This window comes from Segatella buccae ATCC 33574 (assembly GCF_000184945.1).
Taxonomy (GTDB): Bacteria; Bacteroidota; Bacteroidia; order Bacteroidales; family Bacteroidaceae; genus Prevotella; species Prevotella buccae.
In genome coordinates, this window is record NZ_GL586311.1 from 3,170,352 (window position 1) to 3,192,196 (window position 21,845).

Below are 21,845 nucleotides of genomic sequence, written 5' to 3' on the forward strand. Positions count from 1 at the left end.
GGGCTCACACTTCCGGCTCGTCATTCACCACCTAACACCCACCACCTATCACCTATAAATTAAATAACTAAAAATAAGAAATCATTATGGTTGTAGACACATTAGACAATTTAGAAAAGTATGTTTCCCTCAACCCGCTGTTTCCCGAAGTGGTGAAGTTCATCCGCGAGAACGACTTGGCCCGGCTTGAGCCGGGGAAACATGTCATCAAAGACAACGACCTCTTCGTCAACATACAGGTGGCACACGCCAAGAGCGAGGGCGAAGCCGTGTTTGAGACCCATCGCCGCATGCTCGATATTCAGATTCCCCTCAACGCCTGTGAAGCCTACGGGTACACGCCGCTGGCCCGTCTGCCAGAGGCCGACTACAACGAGGAGAAAGACGTGACGAAATATCCCGGTGCCAAGGCCGAGACGCTTGTGAAATGCCGGCCGGGAGAGTTTGCCATCTTCTGGCCCCAAGACGGCCACCAGCCCTGCATCGGCGAGGGCGACATATTGAAAGCAATCTTTAAAGTCAAAGCATGAAAACAATGAGAAAGGAGACTACCCCCCAGCACATAGGAATCGTGGCCCACGATCCCTATCTGGAACCGTTTGAAGACGCTATCCGCGGTCGCCACGAGCATGCCTTGTGGAAACTCGACCAACTCACGAATGGCGGCAAGATGAAACTGAGCGACTTCGCCAATGGCCATGCCTACTACGGCCTGCACAAACTCTCAAGGGGGTGGGTGTTCCGCGAGTGGGCACCCAATGCCACCGACCTCTATCTGGTGGGCGACTTCAACGACTGGAAAGAGAACGACCGCTATCGCGCCCACCGTATCGAAGGCACCGGAAACTGGGAGTTGAAACTCTCCGAAAAAGCCCTTAAACACGGCGACCTCTACAAGATGCGCGTGCGCTGGAACGGTGGCGAGGGCGAGCGCATACCTGCTTGGACGCGCCGCGTGGTGCAGGACGAGGAGACCAAGATATTCTCCGCACAGGTGTGGAATCCCGAGAGACCATACGTCTGGAAGAAGACTTCCTTCAAGCCCAAGCGCACACCGCTGCTCATCTACGAATGCCACATCGGCATGGGGCAGGATGCCGAGAAGGTGGGCAGCTATCGTGAGTTCCGTGAGAATGTGTTGCCCCGCATTATCAAGGACGGCTACAACTGCATTCAGATTATGGCCATTCAGGAACATCCTTACTACGGTTCCTTCGGCTATCATGTGAGCAGTTTCTTCGCGGCGTCAAGTCGCTTCGGAACGCCCGAAGAACTCAAGGAGCTGATTGACGAAGCGCACAGAAAGGGCGTGGCCGTGATTATGGACATCGTACACTCCCATGCCGTGAAAAACGAGGTGGAGGGACTGGGCAATCTGGCCGGCGACCCCAACCAGTTCTTCTATCCCGGCGACCGCCACGAGCATCCGGCCTGGGACTCGCTCTGTTTCGACTACGGCAAAAACGAGGTGGTACACTTCCTGCTCTCCAACTGCAAGTATTGGTTGGACGAGTTCCACTTCGACGGTTTCCGCTTCGACGGTGTCACTTCCATGCTCTATTACAGTCATGGGTTGGGGGAGGCTTTCACGAACTACGGCGACTATTTCAACGGCCATCAAGACGACAATGCCATCTGCTATCTCACGTTGGCCAACAAGCTCATCCATGAGGTGAATCCCAACGCCATCACCATCGCCGAGGAGGTGAGCGGGATGCCCGGACTGGCTGCCCGTTTCGAAGACGGCGGCTACGGCTTCGACTACCGCATGGCGATGAACATACCCGACTATTGGATCAAGATCATCAAGGAACTGCCCGACGAGCAATGGAAGCCCAGCAGCATTTTCTGGGAGGTGAAAAACCGCCGTGCCGACGAGCGCACCATCTCCTATTGCGAGAGCCATGACCAGGCGTTGGTGGGCGACAAGACCATTATCTTCCGTCTCATCGATGCCGACATGTACTGGCATTTCCGCAAGGGCGACGAGAACGAGCCGGCCCGCCGGGGCATAGCCTTGCACAAGATGATAAGGCTCGTGACGGCGGCGGCCATCAACGGCGGCTATCTCAACTTCATGGGCAACGAATTCGGACACCCCGAATGGATTGACTTCCCCCGCGAGGGCAACGGCTGGAGCTACAAGTATGCACGCCGCCAATGGAACCTTGTCGACAACAAGGAGTTGTGCTATCACTGGCTCGGCGACTTCGATCGCGAAATGCTGAGCGTCATCAAGAGCCAGCGCAACTTCAACAACACGCCCGTACAGGAGATTTGGCACGACGACGGCGACCAGGTGCTGGCCTTCATGCGTGGCGACCTGATATTTGTGTTCAACTTCTCGCCCGTGCGCTCCTTCACCGACTATGGATTCCTTGTGCCCACGGGCAGCTACGAGGTGGTGCTCGATACCGACAACAAGTGCTTTGGCGGCAACGGCTTCAACGACGACTCGGTGGTGCATCTCACCAACTTCGATCCGCTCTATGTGGCCGACCGCAAGGAGTGGCTCAAGCTCTATCTGCCTGCACGCAGTGCACTCGTGTTGAGAAAAAACTGAACTTAGTATTCCTCTTGTGCGGGGCATGGAGAAAAGGTCGGCCGTGGGGAGAAGACAACCCGCGGCAGATCTGCCTCGCACGACATTCAACAAACTTAGCGGCACGTATTCTTCTTCAGACGCGCCTTGAAGCCAATGACTTTTAATATCAAGAATAGCACAGCTGCCATGAGGATGGCCTGTGCTATTGTTTTTGTGGTTTTCACCTTCCTCTTCGTCTACGACTATCAGACCGACTTGATAGCCTACACCCAACATGTGCTCTCCCGGGGGGCTACGACCTACAACCGCATTGTGGGTGCAGTGGTCATCACGCTGGCACTCACGCTGCTCAGTGTGGGTGTGCGGGCCGTGTTGAAGCTGCGTGCCCGCTTCCATGCCCTCGTCTATTTCCCTTCGCTGCTTCTTCTGGCCCTGCTTGCAGGGGGACAAACCGATGGAGCCGGCGACCTTTCTTTCGGTTTCTGGATGTGGGCGTTTCCCCTGTCTTTGGTCGTCTATGCAGGGGTGTTGTTTTTCTGCCACGGCATTCTCAACCTGCACATCGATATCAGTCAAGACCGGTGGTACTCGCAAATGATGTGGGAGAACATGCTGCTATTGCTCTTGCAGTTTGCTTTCACGGTGGGCATAAGCAACCACGATGATGTGTTCCACGAACAGTTGTGTGCCGAACGATTGCTGGCCGAAGGTCACCATGAGGAGGCCCTTGATGCCTGTTCGCGGATAGCCGCCCCCGACACTGTGCTCACCTGTCTGCGGGCGATGGCCCTCTCGCGCATGGGGACGCTCGGCGAGCGCATGTTTGAGAAACCTGTCACCGGCGGCAGCACTGCCTTGCAGCCCGACGGACACGCCGTGCGGTTGGCCATGCTCCCTGCCGACAGTTTCTATTGCTACGTGGGTAAGCGTCCCATGCGCCCCATGTCCACCATCGGCTATCTGCACTTCCTTGAGCGCCACCACCTTGCCCGCCGGCCTGCGGCCGACTATCTGCTTACGGCCTGCCTGCTCGACAAAGACCTCGACGGGTTTGTCTCGACCGTGGGCCGCTATTACAAGGTAGACAGTCTGCTTCCCAAGCACTATCGTGAGGCCCTCACACTCTACACCCACACCCGTTCGACTCCGCGATTGGTCTATCACAACAACGTGATGGATGCTGATTTTCAGGATTATCAGGCCCTCGAACGCAAGTTTCCCGACAAGCGGGAACGCCAAACGGCACTGCGTGCAACCTATGGCAACACCTATTGGTATTACTGGCAGTACGGCCGCTAAAACATTCAAAAATTGAAATATTCAGAGATGTAAAAGGGAGCGGACAAGATGCAAAAGGTGATATATGCAAAGATGGAAGGGGATCACAGGCATCCCGCACCTTTCTCTGTGTCCGTCAGAGCACGGCCATTGCTATGCGGGCACATGCCTCCGCATCGGCCAAGGCGTGGTGGTGGCAGGTGAGGTCGTAGCCACATGCTGCCGCCACGGTCTGTAACTGGTGGTTGGGCAGGTGGGGAAAGACACGGCGCGCCGTGCGCAACGTATCATAGAAACGATAGTCGGGATAGTCCATTTGGTAACAACGGAAGACGGCTTTCAGGCAACTCTCGTCAAACGGACTGTTATGGGCTACGAGCGGCAGGTCGCCGATGAGTTCCGTTATCCGCTCCCACACGTGGGGGAAGACGGGAGCAGTCTCGGTGTCGGCTTGCGTGAGTCCGTGTACACGCGTACACCAATAGGTGTAGTAGTTGGGCTCGGGTTGTATGAGTGAGTAGAAAGAGTCGGCAATCACCCCGTCTCTCACCACCACGACCCCCACGCTGCACACGCTCGTGCGTTCGCTGTTGGCTGTCTCAAAGTCTATCGCTGCAAAATTGTTCATGCTTCATCCACTTATTTGTTTGCCAAAAACACCCCGGTGAGAATCATCGCCGACCCCACACCAGCCATCCAAGTCATGGGCTCATTGAGCACCAACGCACTCGCCACAACGGTGGTCACAGGGTTGAGATACACATAATTGGAAGCTTTGAGTGCTCCGAGTTTCTTGATGGAAAGACTCCAAAGCGCAAAGCACAGAAACGAGGCCACGACACCCAAAAACAGCAGGTTGCCCCAAATTTCAGGCCTGAGCAGTCCCGACAGGGGGAATGTCCACGGGGTGACGGCAAAGAAAGGAAGCATCGTCACCAGTCCGTAGAAGAACACCTTGCGCGTGATGAACACGGCACTGTATCGCCGGCTCACGCCTTTCATCAATATGCTGTATATCGCCCAGCACACGGCAGCTGCCAGTGCAAGAAGGTCGCCCAGCGGATTGAGCTGTAACACGAAATGTCCGTTGAAGATGACGAGTCCCACGCCGGTCAATGCCAGCGTAGAACCGAGAAAGAGGGGCCATGTCATTTTCTCCTCGCGGAAGAGCACCATGGCCATCATCACGGTGATGAGCGGAGCCGTACACACGATGAACGACACGTTGTTGACATAGCTGATGCCCACCGCCATGTTCTCAGAGACGAAGTAGAGCGAACCGCCCGTGAGTCCGAGCAGCACCATCCGCCCCTCGTCCCGCAGGTTGTCGGCCATGAGCCGGCGGGGGGAGATAAACCAGATGCAGATATAAGCCAACAGAAATCTCAATGTGAAGATCTCTGCCGGTGTCATGCCGTGGAGGATAAGCACCTTGCTGTTGACGAATGTTCCACCCCAAATCAGCACCACTATGGCGGCGAGGAGGTGATAGCCTAAGTTCTTGGTTACTCGCATTTCGGTGCAAAAGTACAAAAATAATCCATATTTTACAAACAAAGAGGGGGAAAGAAAGCCTCCCCCGGCCTCTCCGAAGGAGGGGAGTACCCGGCGGAAGAAAGCCTGCTAAGAATCACACCAACCCTTAAAGGAGGCTTTCGAACCCTGCGAAAGGATAGGTGTTTCACGAAGATTTATGCGTTCTTTCGCATCACTTGCCGGCAAAAGCAGCAAGAAAGGTGGAGCTGTCGACGGATGATGGGGAGAACTTCGGATAGAGTAATTGTCAAACGATTTGTTCGTTTTCGGGCTCTCTGCTTGCAATATTCTTGGCAGACAACCCACTCGGTGCAAATAAGCGAATTTTAGCAATGTTTCCAAAGTGCTGGTAATCAGTCGTTTGAATTTTATTGACACCGAGTTGGGGATAAAAATGGGCTTCAACGGGCCCAAACGGAATTGCAAACGGGCCACGGTTGCATCGCAACTGTGGCCCGTTCTGTTTCCAACTGCGGCTCTTTTGCAAGTTCGGAGAGCCCGAATAAGGAAACCGGTGGACTTTTAGGGTGGCTTAAAGCCGGTTTTCCATTCTGGTTGGGAAGTTTTGGTGGAGATGTTTCTGTTAAGATTATTCGCTATTGTCCGGCAACCTGCGGAGATACCTTTCACCGGTTTTGTGAGCGTATGGCCATCCCCCATCATGCTCTCTTTCAAATAGCTACTGTTCCGAGACGATTGCATGGCATATCATTCGGGAATGGGAGGTGGAAAATAAAGTATCAGATAATACATTGTTTTTGGTTTTTTATGCTTATCTTTGCAGTCAAGAGTTGTGTAAATAGATATAATCAAAGAAAAAGTCGATATCCTTTCAAGATTTGACTACTAAGTAACACATAAACAATTAGAGAACGCATGAAAAATAAGCTGAGAACTACCATGATGGGAGTCGCATGTGCCGTTTTTGGGGCATGTGCGCAAAAAGGAAACGTAGTGAATGTAAACGCCAACGAGTTTGAGGGTATGCTTGCCTCAGACGGAGTGCAACTGGTGGATGTCCGCACGCAAGGTGAATATGATGGCGGGCACATTGGTGGTGCGCTGAACATTGATGTGAAAAGCCCTGACTTTAAGGCGAAAGCCATGGACTTGCTTGATCCTTCCAAAAAGGCATTGGTGTATTGCAGGTCCGGTCGCCGAAGTTTGGAGGCTGCCGGTATTTTGGTGAATGCCGGCTTCAAAGTCGTGAATCTTAAAGGGGGTATCCTTGAGTGGGAGGATGCCTGCAAACCGATAAAGAAATGATGGATAAATGAGTTTTTCCGTCATCGAATGCAATAGAAAAACTCGCGAAAAATTTTAAAGGACATACTATAAGAATCCCCCGTTGGGCATCCTCCAACTGAGGGATATCCAACGGGGGGACTCTTGGGGTGGTTATATTTTAGAAGCGACTGCTCTTATCTTCTGTAGCTTTGTGTTTTCAACGACACGGGAGGTTTGTTATTTCAGTTTCTAAAACAGTTCCTTGCTTGCGTTTCCATCTGTCATTTGATGCCCCGCTCGTTGAGAGCTTTAGAATATTTGGAAGCATTTTGTAAATGCTCTTCGTAGGTCTCGGCAAAATTGTGCGTGCCGCTGAAATCCTCTTTCGCGCACATATAGAGATAGTTGTGATGCACGCGATTGAGCACGGCATCGATGCCGGCCACCGACGGTATGCGTATCGGACCGGGAGGCAGACCGGCATTGCGGTAGGTGTTGTAGGGACTGTTGATGGAAAGCAGATTGTGGTAGATGCGCTTGAGTTCGAAACGGTGCCATGCAAACTTGATGGTGGGGTCGGCCTGAAGGGGCATTCCCTCGGGATACTTGGCGTTGCGCAGCATCAACCGGTTGTAGTACATGCCTGCTATCATAGGCTTCTCGGCATCGTTGGCCGTCTCTTCATCAATGATGCTGGCCAATGTCACCACTTGCTCGGGGGTGAGTTTCAGTGCTTCGGCCTTTTCTGTGCGCTCGGCGTTCCAGAAGTTGCGGTTTTCTTTCTTCATACGCTCCAGAAACTTTGCAAGGGAAGTGTTCCAATAAATGTCGTAAGTTTCGGGAATGAAGAGGCAGGCGATGGTGGTCGTGTCGTAGCCCAACGCACGGCAGGTGTCGGGATTGTGGAGAGCTGTGGCGATGGTGGCCGAGTCGAGCATGAGGTGTTTGGACACCTCGGCTGCCAGCCTATCCACTGTGCGCACGGAAGGGATAGTGAGGTTGACCGGTTCCTGCATACCATTCTTGAGGTTGCGGAACACCCGGAAGGCACCTTCTCCCGCTTTCACGGCATAGCGTCCTGTGCGGATATTGTCGGCGTATGAACTGTGACGTACGAGCGTGTGGAAACCCTGCATCTGATATTCACGGGCAAACGGCTGCAACTTATTGTAGACGGAATCGATGGTGTCGTCGTTGTCAATGTAGATATACTGGGTCTCGGTGTTGAGCGAGAGTGCCGCAAAAAAATAGTAGTAGACTATGCCGACGATGATGGCCAGCAGAGCGATGGCAGCGAGGGTGTAACGATGGGTTGTTGCTTTATTCATGTTGAATCTCCTTTACCTTTCTCCAAAAATACCGGTTCCCACGCGTACAAGTGTGGAACCGTGATCGACGGCAATGCGATAGTCATGGCTCATGCCCCATGAGCGTTCACAGAAGTTATCGTTGCCGGCAAAATGACGGGCTTTCACTTCATCGAAGAAACGGGCGGCAAGGTCGAACTCCCGGGCGATACGGAGCTTGTCGTCAGTGTTGCTGGCCATCATCATGAGGCCGCATATCTGCACGTGTGTCATCTCCCGCCATTCGCCACCGTCGAGCAGTGCCCGGCAGTCATCGAGCGAAAGGCCATATTTGGTGGCTTCCTCGGCTATATGCAGTTCGAGCAGCACCCGGATGGTGCGGTCGCAACGGGCCGCCTGCTTCTCGATTTCGCGCAGCAGACGGAGGGAGTCTACCGCTTCTATCATAGCGATGTAAGGGGCGATGTACTTCACCTTGTTGGTTTGCAAATGTCCGATGAAGTGCCATTCGATGTCACGAGGCAGAGCCTCCACCTTGTGGCGGAGTTCCTGCTCATGACTTTCGCCAAACAGTCGTTGCCCTTCGTTGTAGGCCTCGAATATCCGTTCGGCGGGATGATACTTGCTGACAGCAACCAGTCTTACTCCTTCAGGCAGGCTGCCCAGCACCGTGTGTAAGCGTTGTGCTACGTCAGTGTTCATTGTCTTTATTCTCCTTCCTTTTCCGGTTCGGCAGCCGGGGTCTCTTCATTTCCATCCGATTCGTATTCGGGACGGTCGTCAGGTTCGGGCCGGCGGACCTTGTTTTCGTGTTCAAACACATCGAAAATCTTCGTGTCGGAGATGGCCGCCACCTCGTAATCAATCATCGTGCCGCCCATCACCTGTTCGATATATTTCATCGCCTGCTGGATGGTATGGGCCTGCACAAGATAGGTGTTGGCCGTGCGCTTCTCCTTTTCTGTTTTCTCATCGATAGTGATAAACATCAGTTTGGCCTTGAACCATCGGTCGTCGGCTGCGGCATCGCTGAAGAATATCTCGCCGTAGGCAGCCTGCCGAATAGTTTTCACCCGAAATTCGCCAGAGATGTAAGCCGACATCTCTTCGGTGATGGCGCTCTCGGCCTCAGTGAAGCTGAAAGCATCCACCACATATTGCTCGATGACTTTCTTCTGCAAGTCATCTTCCATCGTTTTCTCATACTGTACGCTGGTCTCAAACCACGTAGAAGTTCTTGTTCTCATTAGTGTGTATTTTTTTAAGTTGACGAGTGAACAAGTTGACGAGTGGACAAGTTGTTTGTCAATCTGCGGAATGAGCAGGCGAGCAGTTTGCCATGCACGCAACTCGTTTACTTGTCAACTCGTCAACTTGTTCACTCTACTTGATAATTATCTTTTTCTTGTTGACAATGTATATACCCTTGGGCAGGCCGTCTGTGGAGGTGCCCACAAACCGACCGTCGAGCGTGTAGATGCGACCGTCGCCTATGCCGGTTTTTCCGTCGATGCCGGGAATGTCGATGCCCGTGGCATCAGACACATAGTCGAACATGATGATGCCGCCAACCTCGGTGATATTCCTTAGCGCGAACTTCACGGGCGTGGTCACGAACGAGTCATTCTGTTTATCCTGCCAGCAGAAGTTGGGCAGATTCTGTTCGCTCGTGAGCCGGGACACGTTTGAAGTGCCCGGGAACGGGTCGCCTTTGTGGCTTTCCATATATCTGGCTTTGGCCTCATTGGTCTTGGCAAGATAGGCGGAGTGCAGTATTCCGTCGGCAGGCACGATGGTCATGCCCGGATAGCCCTTTGTGTTGTTGGGATAGTCGGAGATGTTGACTGAAGAGTAGGGGTAGTTCACCCGATAGACAAGCATACCGTGGCCCATCAGCTTGCTGCTCCAGCCCTCGTTTTGGATGTTGTGGAAGATGAAGTGGCTGTTCTCCTTGTTGCCTTCCACTTTGATTGCTTGGTCATGCTGTAAGGTCACGTTGCGGTCGCCTGTGAGTTTATCTATCGTGATCCAGCCCATTGTGGCCTTTTCCCATGGTGTGTAGGGAGTAGGCGTATAGCTGTTGTCCGTGTATTCGCCACCGTCCATGAGATCCCAATACTCCATTTCCTGATTGTCTACTTGAGCCTCTTCATTGATGGGATACATATCGGGCAGACCGAGCGTGTGGGAGAACTCGTGGCAGAAGAGCCCTATGCCGTTGATGCGCTTGTAGGGCGGAGCTTCGAATTTTTTGGTGGGAGAGTAGTTCAACTCGTTGTTCACGCCGTAGCGTTTGATTTTTTTTCCGTCGTATGTGCCGAAGAATCCGGAGCCCGATTTGGGCCAGATGGTGTTGGGGGAGTTGCCTGACAAATTTTCCCCATAACCGGCGTAGATGATGTAAACGAGATCTACATCGCCGTCGCCGTTGGAGTCATACTTCGAAAAGTCGATCTTGCCGTCGAGTGCCGTGCAGGCCTCCTTGATCATTTCGTCATAATGGATGTCTTTTCTTTTCCCATCGTTCTGTCCGTAATATTCCATATTGTGACTCACCTTCACCGGACCATAGATGTCAAACTGCGGTGTAAACTGTCCGCCGCTCATGTCTTTGAAGTATCTGGACACGCTGCCAAAGTTGCGGTCTTCCCGCGATCCGCGGTTGGGAATGGCTCCTTCGGCATTGAGGAAGTCGTTGAAGGAGGCCACCGGATCGGTCACGCTAAACGGGGTGTCCTGAAACTCCACGAGTATCACCACCGCCTTCGGGCTGCCTGTATGTGGGAAATAAACCGGCGATGCCGGCCCTACACCGATGCGGCGGGCCCTGCGTGCCTTGATGGAAGTATGGTGCCGGGCCAGCAGTTCGTTCACGGTGATGCCTTTGCGGCTGAACGTCTTGCCGTCGAAGTCGAGCACGTTGCCTTCGGTGTCGGCATACCAGCTGAAGTCTTCATCGCCATAGAGACTGGCAATGACGGTGGTGCCGTCGCTCAAGGTGACTTTGAATGGCGTGGGATCGGCTTTGACAGCCCATGCGCCGATGGCTGCAAACATCATGCAGCAAGCAAGTAACAGTTTCTTCATATTTTCTTTTTTTATGGGATTTTATTGGGCTTATAAGGCCTATGAGGCTAATAGGGCCTATTGGGCTAATAAGGCTTATGGCCCTGATAGGCATATTGCCCTTTGCCTCGCGTGCGCGAACCATAATCTATCGCCCGTTGCGGACAGTGGTGGTAGCAGGCGAAGCAGGTTATGCAACTGCCATCGTGCTTCCACTGTGGATAGCGTTTGTGGCCACCGATGACATTCTCCGTGGGGCAGACCTCGGCACAGATGCCACACTGAATGCAGCGTTCCCGGTCAACGCGGAACGGGCCGTCGGTGAGGAGAAATCTCTCGAAAAGTCCGCCCAGTAGGCGGGAGTTGGTGCGCGGCCACCTGCTGAGATGAAGCCGCCGCTCGCCCTTTTGCCTTTCGACAATCAGCGGCAGGTATTCCTCCAGCAGCTCTGCCGCCCGTTTCTTCTTTTCGGCCACCTTGGCCGGAGCATCAATGGTCATGCCCGGCAACCCTACATAGGTATTGGGCATGACGAGTGAAAACGCCGAATGCAGTCGGCAGATGCCCAAACGGTGCAGCAGTGGATTGGCGGCGATGGCACGGTCGAGCCACTCGGTTGTTTCGCCGATGTCGTCACCGGCCGTGATCAGGGCATAACAAAACCGCGCTCTTGTCTCCTCTCGTGCCAACAGCGACCGCATGAGCCATTCGCCCTTCAGGTCTTCGTCGTCAAGTTCGTGTTCGGTAGTGAGCCGGACACTCAAGTGCTCTACGAACCGGCGTACGGGAAGTGGTGGCCGCCAACCATGTACGGGAAAGGCGAAACCTATCCGCTCGGTGGGAGAGAGCTCAAAGCGACAGTCGCCCGACAGGGCTTCGGCGATGGACACCAACCGCTCCTGTGTGGCTTCGGCCACGCGTTGCGCCGCCCATCTCGTGTTGCCTGTGGCTGAGAAATAGAATATCACGTTGCAAATTTACGAATAATTTTGGATTTATCCATGTGCTTTGACCGAATTATTGGTGCGTGATACCGTTTCGCGGAGAGTAAAGTTTAGATCACTCCACTACACGATATTGATAAGTGCAAGCAAAGTGCATGGAACCTGTACGTATTGAAGACATGCATAAAGAGCTGTTGACGGAGGAGGAAAGTTATTCATACCTCATCGACTTAGCAGGATGGATGTGCGAGATGAGGAAACTCGGAATCACAAGCATGAGGATGCAGAGGAGGAGGGTGACAACGTTGATAAGGGCGATGAGCAACCAGTTGAACTCCACCGGAACGGTGCTCACGTAATAGGTTTGGGCATCGAGTTTCACGAGTCCCGTGAGGTGTTGCAGGGCCAGCAGACCAAGTCCCAATGCATTGCCCCACAGCAGTCCGCGGCCGATGATGAACACGGCAAACCACAGAAACGTGTGGCGGATGGTGCGGTTGCGCGCCCCCAAGGCTTTGAGCACACCTATCATGTTTGTGCGTTCAAGAATGATGATGAGCAGGCCGCTGATCATTGTCACACCGGCCACGGCAACCATGAGGGCCAGAATGATCCACACGTTGAGGTCCATGAGACCCAGCCATGAGAATATCTGCGGGTTGAGTTCCTTGACGTTGGCACTGGAGTAGGTCTCGCCGTAATGATCCACGGTGCGGTTCACCTTGCGCGTCACCCGGGCGGACACCTCGTCGAGCCGGTCGAAATCGCTGATAGTCAGTTCGGCCCCGCTTGCTTGGTCGGGTTCCCACCCATTGAGTTTCACGACGGTGTAGAGGTCGGTGTAGCACATCACCTCATCGTAGCGTTTGAGATTGGTTTCATAGATGCCTGCGATGGTAAACCGCCGGGCCCTCACGCCATTGTGATCGATGAAGTAGGCAAACACTTTCTGTCCGCAGCGCAGGTTGAGTTTGTCTGCCATGATGCGCGACACGAGCAACCTGTTGCTGCTCGCTGTGTCAGAGAAGCGGGGTATGCTGCCAGTCACCATATTGCTGTGGAGGAATGTGCTGTCGAAGTCGGGCCCCACGCCTTTGAAAGCCACGCCGAGAAAATCGTCGTCGGTCTTGATGATGCCTTGCTTCACGGCGTAACGCTGCACGTGGGCCACTCCCTTGATGTTTCGCAGCACGCTCGTCATGGAGTCGTTCATCACCACAGGGTATTGTTCGCCCATTTGCAAGGTCATGAAGTCGGCCACCTGTATGTGGCTGCCAAACCCCGTCACCTTGTCTCGGATGGTGTGCTTGAAGCCCAGCACCACGCTCACCGAGACGAGCATCACAGCCAGTCCTATGGCCACACCGAGCGTGGCAATGCGTATGGCCGGTCGCGACACTTTGCGCTTACCGTTGTCATCGGAGAAAATGCGGCGGGCTAAGAAAAAGGGGAGGGCCCCGCAGACCCCACCCCGGCCCTCCCCTGCAGGGGAGGGAGAAGCCAACCTGCTATCCGGCTTGTCATTGCTTGCAGGAGAGGTGGTGGATGTGTGGGAGATGTTCCTTGTTGACAATGTGTTATATCTTATAGAGGAAATGGCATGATAAGACCCCACCCCGGCCCTCCCCTGCAGGGGAGGGAGAAGCCAACCTGCTATCTGGCTTGTCATTGCTTGCAGGAGAGGTGTTGGACGTGTGGTAGATGTTCCTTGTTGACAAGAGGTGTTGGTGCAATTTCAGCAGGACTTGTCCTGTCGGCTCCCTCCCCTGCAGGGGAGGGTCGGGGTGGGGTCTGTCAAGGTCCTCGAGGTCAGTCTTTCTTGTTATACTCCTCCAATGCCTTACGCAGTACGACGAGTGCGCGTTCCAAATCATGTTTCTTGAGCACGTAGGCGATGCGCACCTGGTCGATGCCGGCTCCGGGCGTGGTGTAGAATCCTGCGGCAGGGGCCATCATCACCGTTTCACCCTCGTAGTTGAAGTCTTTCAGACACCACCGGCAGAACTTTTCCGCATCGTCCACAGGCAACTTGGCCACCGTGTAGAAAGCTCCCATCGGTATGGGCGAGTACACGCCCGGTATGCGGTTGAGTCCGTCGATGAGACATTTGCGACGCTCCACATACTCGTCGTACACATCACGATAATACTCCTCGGGAGCATCGAGCGATGCTTCGGCCACGATTTGTCCGATGAGGGGAGGGGAGAGGCGCGCCTGACAGAATTTCATCACGGCCTGGCGCACGCGCTCGTTCTTGGTGATGAGCGCGCCGATGCGTATGCCACACTCCGAATAACGTTTCGATACGGAGTCGATGAGTATCACATTTTGCTCGATGCCTTCAAGGTGGCAGGCCGAGATGTAGGGCGAACCGGTGTAGATGTATTCGCGGTAGACCTCATCGGAAAACAGGTAGAGGTCGTATTTCTTCACCAAGTCGCGTATCTGGTTCATCTCCCGGCGGGTGTAGAGATAGCCCGTAGGGTTGTTGGGGTTGCATATCATGATGGCCCTCGTGTGCTCGTTGATAAGTTCCTCAAACTTCTCCACCTTGGGCAGCGAAAAGCCCTCGTCGATGGTGGTGGCAATGGTGCGGATGCGCGCGCCGGCACTGATGGCAAAGGCCATATAGTTGGCGTAAGCCGGTTCGGGAACGATGATTTCGTCTCCCGGGTTCAGGCAGCTCATGAAAGCGAAAAGCACCGCCTCACTACCTCCCGACGTGATGATGATGTCGTCGGCCGTGACATTGATGTTGTACTTCTTGTAGTAGCCCACCAGCTTCTCGCGGTAGCTTGCATAGCCCTGTGAGGGGGAATATTCGAGAATGTCGCGATCGATGCTTTTCAATGCGTCGAGACCGCACTTGGGTGTGGGCAGGTCGGGCTGTCCTATGTTGAGGTGGTAGACCTTCACCCCCCGTTTTTTGGCATCGGCTGCCAGTGGAGCCAGCTTTCTGATGGGCGACTCCGGCATTTCCAATCCGCGAACAGATATTTCAGGCATATTCTTTTGTCTTGTTGTTTCCTTTTGATGCAATAGCGACGGCACGGATCAAGGCTGGTCCACCCGCACGACATTTGCGAAGGCAAAAGTAATCAATTAAATTGAATTGAGAAAACCGACGATGAAAAAATATACCGCGGGCGGCGATATTCTTTAGATAAATCATGTTTTGGGTGCTTTTCGTCTTATAATTGGTCGCCTGTGGCATGAGTTTGGTTATATTTTCGTAAATTTGTCCACGCAAGATCATCTTCAAAGACATTAAAACGCTCGAAATATGGATTCACACACAGTTTCACCCATGCAGCCCACACGCCGCCTCACCGACTACGACACCTACGTGTTCGACCTTGACGGCACCTTGCTTTCCACGCTCGGCGACCTGGCCGCCAGCACCAACCATGCCCTGCGGGCCAACGGTATGCCCGAACGGACACTCGACGAGGTGCGCCGCTTTGTGGGCAACGGGGTGAAGAAGCTCATGGAGCGGGCCATCCCCGGCGGACTCGGCAATCCGCTTTTCGAGAAAACATACGCTGACTTCCGCGAACATTACCTGCACCACAATCTCGACACCACCCGGCCCTATCCGGGCATCATGGAGATGTTGACCGACCTGCGGCGACGGGGCAAGCGTGTGGCCGTGGTGAGCAACAAGTTCTATGCGGCCACGGCCGACCTCTGCCGTCATTTCTTCGGCCCGCTCGTGGAGGTGGCCATCGGCGAGCGCGAGGGTATCCGCAAGAAGCCGGCTCCCGACACCGTGAACGAGGCACTCTCGCAACTCGGGGCCGACCGGGCCACAGCTGTCTACATCGGTGACAGCGACGTGGATGTGATGACGGCCTTCAACAGCCATATACCCTGCATCAGCGTGCTTTGGGGGTTCCGCGACCGTGACTTTCTCGTGGCCCACGGTGCCAACACGTTCATCTCCTCGCCCGAAGAACTTACTGCCAATGGCTCGTGATCGGTTTTCACTCACGTAAGCCATGACATGTTTAGTAGATGTTTGCGGCTTACGTAGTAAATAAATAGTTAAAAATTAGGTTTATTATGGAAAACTTCATACCTTTGTCGTAAAAACAGAGCCGTTGAGCCAAAACTTACAAATATGGAAAAGAAAAATTTTCCTTCTGTCATACGCCAAATGATAGAAGACAAAAGAGCGGTTCAGAATTATATTCGTGAACATGGCACTTTAAAGGGATTTAAGAATGACAGAATTAAATTCGCTCGCCCATTTTGATATAAAATATAACTACGAGACCTCTTCATACGAATTTACGACAGACGATGGGGTCTCATACACGATTACTTTTATTGACTACTCGGAAGTTATGGAGGTGGACTTTCCGGTTTACTCTTTTGCTATAGAAAGGACTCCGGAGACTAAACGATGCAAGAATGGAAACAATGCAGTCCGTAACACCGTAATAATGATATTATCCAAATTCTTCGAAAGAAACGAAAATGCGATGATAGTCATTTATGATAGTAGTGACAAAAGGCAGATGTGTCGCAAACGCTTGTTTGACAAATGGTTTGAAGAATTCAACGACGGTTCGCTCTATAAACTTGACGGACACTTCACAATAGACGGTATCGAAAATTTTGCAATGGCATTATGCAACAACAATCATCCCAACTTGCAAGATGTCGAAGACAAATTTAGGAAACTATTAGATTGCAACTTCTATAATTAAGGCAGCGTTTTTGAAGCTGCCTTTTTTGTTTTCATTCCTTTTATTTTTGCAACAGCCACGGCTCTTTGTCGATATTTATGGGGAAATGTTTGGGCCATTTATCCATAATGTTGGTGAAAGGCATTTCCACAAAATGCCGGATAACGATGAATAACCTTAACAAAAACACATTCACGGAAAATCTCCAACCAGATAGGGAAACCTGTCTTGAAAAGCCGAAAAAGTCCACCGATTTTCCTATTATGGCCCTTCGAGTTTGTGAAAGAGCCACACTTGAAAGCTGAAAGAGGCATAGTTATCGTGTTATTGTGTCCCTTTTAGTCTGCCGGTTGGGCCCTTCCCGACTCGTTTTCGGGCTCATAAGCGTGTCAACAATATTCAAACGGCTGATTGCCAGCTGTTTGGAAGTGTCGCCAAAACGCTCGTATTTTCGTCCAACCGCCCGCTTGCCGCGAATATCACAAAACGAAGGCCCGAAAACGGATAAATACTTTGACCATCAGCCTGTCCGAGACACGGCTTTTCCTAACACATTCGCCATCTCCCTGTCCGCTGCATACGCCCCCAAAGAAGTCTCTCCCATTAAATGTCGGCTGCCCCCCGATTGTGCCTTTTGTCACCCACTAAATTTTTTCACCCTTTTCCTTTTAACTGCCGCCCAAATCCTGTTCTAAAGAAAAAAGGGGGCCAAAACGGTCCCCCTCTCTGATGGATGAGAATTGCTATTAGTGGTCTTGAGTTAATAATTAGGCTTCTTGTTGAATTTCGTAGATGCAAAGCTACAAATATTTTTGCATTCTGCCAATACTTACTTATAGGTATTCGGTGAGGCTGGAGAATGGTCGGTATCTCACAAAGTGTAGGTCGGCCACCGGTCACACGCTCACCCTTGTCCCGATAAAAGTCTGTGGCAGACAAGCAGAAGGCCCGGTTGCACGGTTTGAGCGACCGGGCCTGTCTTCTTCCTGTAACTCTCTCATGATGTCTGGGGGACTTTCGCCTCACCCGTCGCGAACTGCTACTTCTGGTAGAGGTAGCGCTTGATGCTCTTCTTGGGTGTCTTTTCAAACTCCTCCTCGTGTATGCGGATGTCCGTGAGCTTGCTGTAACCGGGCAGCATGGAGTTGAGCTCTTCGCGGTTTTGCTCCATGATGTTGGTCATATCCTCCTCCGAGAAGCCCATCGAGCGGGCCTCGTCGTAGTCGGGATGCACAAGCCCCACGAGCTTCTCACCCTCCTGTATCACCACACTCTCGTTGACCAGCGCGAGCGAGTTGAGCTTGTCCTCAATCTCTTCGGGGTAGATGTTCTGCCCGCTGGCTCCGAGGAGCATGTTCTTCGAACGGCCTTTGATGTAGACATTGCCGTCACCGTCCATCGTGCCGAGGTCGCCCGTATGATACCAGCCGTCCTTGTCGATGGTGGCCGCCGTGGCTTCGGGGTTTTTGTAGTAGCCCAGCATCACGTTGATGCCCTTGGCCAATATCTCGCCCGGCACGTTCTCGGGGTCGTGAGAGTCTATGCGCACCTGCATGTGGAGGGCGGCCCGGCCGCACGAGCCGGGGGCAAACGTGGCATGGTCGGCATAGCAGATGATGGGGGCACACTCCGTGGCGCCGTAGCCCACGGTGTAGCGGAAGCCTATCATCTTCAGGAACGACTCCACCTCCTGATTGAAGGCGGCACCGCCAATGATCACTTCGTAGAAGTTGCCGCCGAAGGCTGCCGTCACCTGTTCGCAGATTTTCTCCTTCACCTTCTTGCTGATCATGGGCATGTTGAGCAACAGCCGTATCTTGTTGTTCTGCACTTTGGGGAACACCTTCTTCCGGATGATTTTCTCAATGATGAGCGGCACGGCGATGACCACTGCCGGCTTGATCGTGGCGAAGGCTTCGGCGATGATGGCAGGACTGGGAATGCGTGTGAGATAGAAGATGTGGCAACCTGTGATAAACTCAAAGATGAATTCAAAAGCCATGCCATACATGTGGGCCATGGGCAGTATGCTGATGATGTTGTCACCCGGCTTGATGTGCGCTCCGAGCACGTTGTGGGCAAAGTCGGCATTGCCCCAAAGTGCGCGATAGGGTATCATCACACCCTTCGAAAAGCCCGTGGTGCCGCTGGTGTAGTTGATCATGGCCAGCTCGTCGGGCTCCCGCTCCATGTAGTAGGCCACATGCTCTTTACGGAAAAACTTGGGATATTTCTTGCCGAACATCTCGTTGAGATGCTCGCGGGCGTAGGTGAGTTTGTCGGTGCGCGACACGACAAGCGAGTAGTCGGGTATGTAGATGATGCCCTCCAGCCCCGGCATCTTGGTGGCATCGATTTCCGTGGCCACCACGTCGCCCACGAAGAGCAGTTTAGCATCGGAGTGGTTGACGATGTTATGCACCTGTTCGGGCATGAACTCGTGCAGGATGGGCACGGCGATGGCCCCGTAGGTGAGCGTGGCCAGGAAAGCCACGGCCCAATTAGCACTGTTGCGTCCGCAGAGTGCAATCTTGTCGCCTTTCACCACACCGCTGCTCTCAAACATGATGTGGAGTTTTTCAATCTTCCGGGCCACGTCATGGTATTGCAGCGTGGCTCCCTTGTAGTCAGTCAGCGCATCAAGGTGCCAATGGTCGATGATGCTCTTCTGGATCAGTGCGTTGAAACTGGGAATGTGTTCCATCGTGATAAACAGCTAATTTTGATTCTCGTAATTCAGTCTTTGTTTGTGTCAAGCGGGAATGTCAGGCCCTGACTCCCTCCTGATAGAGATAGCGTTTGATGCTTTTCTTGGGTGTTTTCTCGAACTCCTCTTCGTGAAGCACAATGTGAGAAATCCGGCAGTAGACCGGGAGCTGGTTGTTCAGTTCCGCGAGATTCTGCGCCATGATACTCTCCAAGTCTTCGGTCGAGAAGCCGAGCGAGCCGGCCTCTTCCAAGTCGGGGTGTACGAGACCCACGAGCTTGTCGTCTTTCTGTATGATGATGCTCTCGCTGACCATAGCCATCGAGTTGAGCCTGTTTTCTATTTCTTCGGGATAGATGTTCTGTCCGTTGGCCCCGAGGAGCATGTTCTTGATGCGGCCGTTGATGAACACGTGGCCGTCGGCACTCATGGTGCCCAAGTCGCCCGTGTGGAACCAGCCCTTGTCGTCTATCACGGCCCGTGTGGCCTCCTCGTTCTTGTAGTAGCCCTGCATCACGTTCAGGCCGCGGGTGATGATTTCACCGGGGATGTTCTGCGGGTCGGGACTCATGATTTTCACCTCCATGTGCTTCACGGTCTTGCCGCAACTGCCCGGCACGAAGTCTTTCCAGTCGCTGTAGGTAATCATCGGAGCCGTCTCGGTGGTGCCATAGCCCATGGTGATCGGAAAACCGATGTTCACGAAAAACTCTTCCACTTCCTTGTTAAGGCCGGCACCCCCCACCATAATCTCGTAGAGGTTGCCGCCAAACACTTCTCTCACCATGCCGCATATCCGCTCTTTCACCTTTTTGTTGATGAGGGGCATGTTGAGCAGCAGCTTCATGCGGTTGCTCTGCACCACGGGGAAGATGTTCTTGCGCACAATTTTTTCCACCACCAGCGGCACCGAGATGACCACCGCCGGATGCAGTTCGGCAAAGGCTTCGGCGATGAAGCTCGGACTGGGCAGGCGGGTGAGGAAGAAAATGTGGTTGCCGTAGCAGAACTCGATGATAAACTCCACCATCATGCCATACATGTGGGCCATGGGCAGAATGCTCAGCACGTTGCTGCCCCGCTTGATGTTGCCCTCGATGAGCGACTCGGTCATGGCATCGAGGTTGCTCCACAAGGTGCGGTAGGGGAGCATCACGCCCTTCGAAAAGCCCGTGGTGCCGCTGGTGTAGTTGATGAGCGCGAGGTCGTCGGCCTCGTCGTGGTAATAGCTCACGTGCTCGCGGTGGAAGTATTTGGGATATTTCTGTCCGAAGAGTTCGTTGAGATGTTCGCGGGCATAGGCGAGTTTTTCGCTGCGCGAGGCGACCAGCGAGAAGTCGGGAATGTAGATCACGCCTTCGAGCATCGGCATCTGTCCGGCATCGAGTTCGGTGGCTGCCACGTCGCCCACGAAGAGGAGTTTTGCCTCGGAGTGGTTCACGATGTTATACACCTGATCGGGTTTGAACTCATGCTGTATGGGCACGGCCACGGCCCCGTAGGTGAGTGTGGCCAGGAAAGCCACGGCCCAGTTGGAACTGTTGCGCCCACAGAGGGCCACCTTGTCGCCACGTTGCAGTTCGCTGTTTTCAAACAGGATGTGGAGTTTCTCTATCTTGCGCGCCACGTCATGAAACTGCAACGTTGCACCTTTATAGTCGGTGAGTGCGTCTCTTTCCCAGTTATCTTTAATGCTCTGTTCAACAAACGAGTTGAAACTTGGTATTTTGTCCATTGCACAAATTCAAAATTTCTGTGCAAAGATACGACCTATTCTGCACATATCCAAAAATTATGTGCATATTTTTAAGACACTCGCGCAAATAGATGAGTTTTCTGCCGTTGTCGGATAGGATAGTTAACGTATCGGACACACTTGTTCCAAAAAGGAACAGAGGGGCTCAAGTCGGGTGGGATGATGGAGACAGTGCAACAGAGTCGACATAAAGAAAAGAGAGGTGGGAGCGTCGGAGTTTTTGGGTGCTCGCATAGGTGACACCTCCCACTTTTCCCTTCACCCCATTTTCACTTTCTTTCGTTTCCCACTGAATTTCGTGAAGTCGATGCGGATGATTTCCACGCGGTGGAAACTCTTGTGGGCATATTGGTCGCCCAAGTCTTTATAGTCGGCGGAGAGTTTGTCGATGAGCAGGTGGAGGGCGTGCATTTTCTCTTCATCCGACAACCCCGTGTGGGCTGTACCGAAAAGCAGCACGCTCTCATATTCGGTAGTGAAATGGCCCGGCAACAGGTTTACCCGCCCCACGATGCAGAGCGACACCTTCGGGTGGAGTGCCAGTGCGCGCAGTTTCCGGCCCTCGGGGGCGCAGTGTATGTATGCGCTATCATGGCCGTCCCACACGAAGTTGACCGGCACGCCGTATCCCCCTCCGTATTCATCGACCATGCTCAGCACTCCGTATTCACTCGTGGCGAGCAATTCCAGTGCCCGCTCTTCGTCCATCAGTCTGTCTTGACGGCGAACCGTCTCGTTGATATAGTTCATGTGGTTTAGGTGTTAGGTGATAGGTGTTGGGTGATAGG

20 protein-coding genes are annotated in these 21,845 nt (G+C 53.2%); 7 read left to right on the top strand and 13 right to left on the bottom strand.

Going from position 1 to position 21,845, the window contains the following annotated elements:
• Nucleotides 1-86: 86 nt before the first annotated feature.
• The 3 genes from HMPREF6485_RS12595 to HMPREF6485_RS12605 all read left to right on the top strand — a co-directional run bounded on the left by HMPREF6485_RS12595 (nucleotide 87) and on the right by HMPREF6485_RS12605 (nucleotide 3,844).
• Nucleotides 87-530: a YhcH/YjgK/YiaL family protein gene (locus HMPREF6485_RS12595; protein ID WP_004342514.1), complete on the top strand. Its 444-nt coding sequence runs from the start codon at nucleotides 87-89 to the stop codon at nucleotides 528-530.
• Nucleotides 527-2,563: an alpha amylase C-terminal domain-containing protein gene (locus tag HMPREF6485_RS12600; protein ID WP_004346967.1), complete on the top strand. Its 2,037-nt coding sequence runs from the start codon at nucleotides 527-529 to the stop codon at nucleotides 2,561-2,563. Before HMPREF6485_RS12595 ends, HMPREF6485_RS12600 begins: the two co-directional genes overlap by 4 nt.
• A gap of 135 nt (nucleotides 2,564-2,698) precedes the next feature.
• A complete protein-coding gene (locus tag HMPREF6485_RS12605) occupies nucleotides 2,699-3,844 on the top strand; it encodes a DUF6057 family protein (protein ID WP_004346970.1) in 1,146 nt (381 codons plus the stop codon).
• A 115-nt stretch (nucleotides 3,845-3,959) separates the two neighbouring features.
• Here the strand turns inward: HMPREF6485_RS12605 and HMPREF6485_RS12610 are convergent, their stop codons facing one another.
• The gene (locus HMPREF6485_RS12610; RefSeq protein ID WP_004346972.1) at nucleotides 3,960-4,451 is read right to left on the bottom strand and encodes an exonuclease domain-containing protein; all 492 of its coding nucleotides are present in this window, start codon (nucleotides 4,449-4,451) and stop codon (nucleotides 3,960-3,962) included.
• An 11-nt stretch (nucleotides 4,452-4,462) separates the two neighbouring features.
• Nucleotides 4,463-5,338, bottom strand: a complete 876-nt coding sequence (locus HMPREF6485_RS12615; RefSeq protein WP_004342525.1) for a DMT family transporter — start codon at nucleotides 5,336-5,338, stop codon at nucleotides 4,463-4,465.
• An 897-nt stretch (nucleotides 5,339-6,235) separates the two neighbouring features.
• Between HMPREF6485_RS12615 and HMPREF6485_RS12620 the strand changes: the two genes are divergently transcribed.
• Nucleotides 6,236-6,625, top strand: coding sequence for a rhodanese-like domain-containing protein (locus HMPREF6485_RS12620; RefSeq protein WP_004346981.1), 390 nt, complete (start codon nucleotides 6,236-6,238; stop codon nucleotides 6,623-6,625).
• Nucleotides 6,626-6,867: 242 nt separating this feature from the next.
• Here the strand turns inward: HMPREF6485_RS12620 and mltG are convergent, their stop codons facing one another.
• The 8 genes from mltG to HMPREF6485_RS12660 form a co-directional block, all read right to left on the bottom strand.
• The gene (gene mltG / locus HMPREF6485_RS12625) at nucleotides 6,868-7,914 is read right to left on the bottom strand and encodes an endolytic transglycosylase MltG (protein WP_004346982.1); all 1,047 of its coding nucleotides are present in this window, start codon (nucleotides 7,912-7,914) and stop codon (nucleotides 6,868-6,870) included.
• A 12-nt stretch (nucleotides 7,915-7,926) separates the two neighbouring features.
• Nucleotides 7,927-8,595: a YggS family pyridoxal phosphate-dependent enzyme gene (locus HMPREF6485_RS12630; protein ID WP_004346985.1), complete on the bottom strand. Its 669-nt coding sequence runs from the start codon at nucleotides 8,593-8,595 to the stop codon at nucleotides 7,927-7,929.
• A 5-nt stretch (nucleotides 8,596-8,600) separates the two neighbouring features.
• Nucleotides 8,601-9,140: a DUF4494 domain-containing protein gene (locus HMPREF6485_RS12635; protein ID WP_004346988.1), complete on the bottom strand. Its 540-nt coding sequence runs from the start codon at nucleotides 9,138-9,140 to the stop codon at nucleotides 8,601-8,603.
• Nucleotides 9,141-9,276: 136 nt separating this feature from the next.
• A complete protein-coding gene (locus HMPREF6485_RS12640; protein ID WP_004346990.1) occupies nucleotides 9,277-10,980 on the bottom strand; it encodes a M6 family metalloprotease domain-containing protein in 1,704 nt (567 codons plus the stop codon).
• A gap of 65 nt (nucleotides 10,981-11,045) precedes the next feature.
• Nucleotides 11,046-11,927 carry an EFR1 family ferrodoxin gene (locus HMPREF6485_RS12645; protein ID WP_004346992.1) on the bottom strand — a complete coding sequence of 294 codons (882 nt, stop codon included), beginning with the start codon at nucleotides 11,925-11,927 and terminating at the stop codon, nucleotides 11,046-11,048.
• 187 nt (nucleotides 11,928-12,114) lie between these two features.
• Nucleotides 12,115-13,572, bottom strand: a complete 1,458-nt coding sequence (locus HMPREF6485_RS12650; protein ID WP_004346994.1) for an ABC transporter permease — start codon at nucleotides 13,570-13,572, stop codon at nucleotides 12,115-12,117.
• 140 nt (nucleotides 13,573-13,712) lie between these two features.
• Nucleotides 13,713-14,909, bottom strand: coding sequence for a pyridoxal phosphate-dependent aminotransferase (locus tag HMPREF6485_RS12655; protein ID WP_004342533.1), 1,197 nt, complete (start codon nucleotides 14,907-14,909; stop codon nucleotides 13,713-13,715).
• Nucleotides 14,902-15,075, bottom strand: coding sequence for a penicillin-binding protein (locus HMPREF6485_RS12660; RefSeq protein WP_082160649.1), 174 nt, complete (start codon nucleotides 15,073-15,075; stop codon nucleotides 14,902-14,904). Before HMPREF6485_RS12660 ends, HMPREF6485_RS12655 begins: the two co-directional genes overlap by 8 nt.
• Nucleotides 15,076-15,210: 135 nt before the next feature.
• On the opposite strand from HMPREF6485_RS12660, the gene HMPREF6485_RS12665 reads away from it, so the two are divergent.
• The 3 genes from HMPREF6485_RS12665 (at nucleotide 15,211) to HMPREF6485_RS14055 (ending at nucleotide 16,615) form a co-directional block, all read left to right on the top strand.
• Nucleotides 15,211-15,879, top strand: coding sequence for an HAD family hydrolase (locus HMPREF6485_RS12665; protein WP_004346998.1), 669 nt, complete (start codon nucleotides 15,211-15,213; stop codon nucleotides 15,877-15,879).
• A 144-nt stretch (nucleotides 15,880-16,023) separates the two neighbouring features.
• Nucleotides 16,024-16,158 carry a hypothetical protein gene (locus HMPREF6485_RS14470; protein ID WP_004346999.1) on the top strand — a complete coding sequence of 45 codons (135 nt, stop codon included), beginning with the start codon at nucleotides 16,024-16,026 and terminating at the stop codon, nucleotides 16,156-16,158.
• Between the two features lie 91 nt (nucleotides 16,159-16,249).
• Nucleotides 16,250-16,615, top strand: coding sequence for a DUF6169 family protein (locus HMPREF6485_RS14055; protein WP_082231335.1), 366 nt, complete (start codon nucleotides 16,250-16,252; stop codon nucleotides 16,613-16,615).
• Between the two features lie 1,018 nt (nucleotides 16,616-17,633).
• On the opposite strand, the gene HMPREF6485_RS12675 is transcribed toward HMPREF6485_RS14055, so the two are convergent.
• The 3 genes from HMPREF6485_RS12675 to HMPREF6485_RS12685 all read right to left on the bottom strand — a co-directional run bounded on the left by HMPREF6485_RS12675 (nucleotide 17,634) and on the right by HMPREF6485_RS12685 (nucleotide 21,807).
• A complete protein-coding gene (locus tag HMPREF6485_RS12675) occupies nucleotides 17,634-19,298 on the bottom strand; it encodes an AMP-binding protein (RefSeq protein ID WP_004347004.1) in 1,665 nt (554 codons plus the stop codon).
• Between the two features lie 61 nt (nucleotides 19,299-19,359).
• Nucleotides 19,360-21,036 (bottom strand): AMP-binding protein, encoded by a 1,677-nt coding sequence (locus HMPREF6485_RS12680; protein WP_004347006.1) that lies wholly within the window; start codon nucleotides 21,034-21,036, stop codon nucleotides 19,360-19,362.
• 279 nt (nucleotides 21,037-21,315) lie between these two features.
• The gene (locus HMPREF6485_RS12685) at nucleotides 21,316-21,807 is read right to left on the bottom strand and encodes a pyridoxamine 5'-phosphate oxidase family protein (protein ID WP_004347009.1); all 492 of its coding nucleotides are present in this window, start codon (nucleotides 21,805-21,807) and stop codon (nucleotides 21,316-21,318) included.
• Between the last annotated feature and the right edge of the window lie 38 nt (nucleotides 21,808-21,845).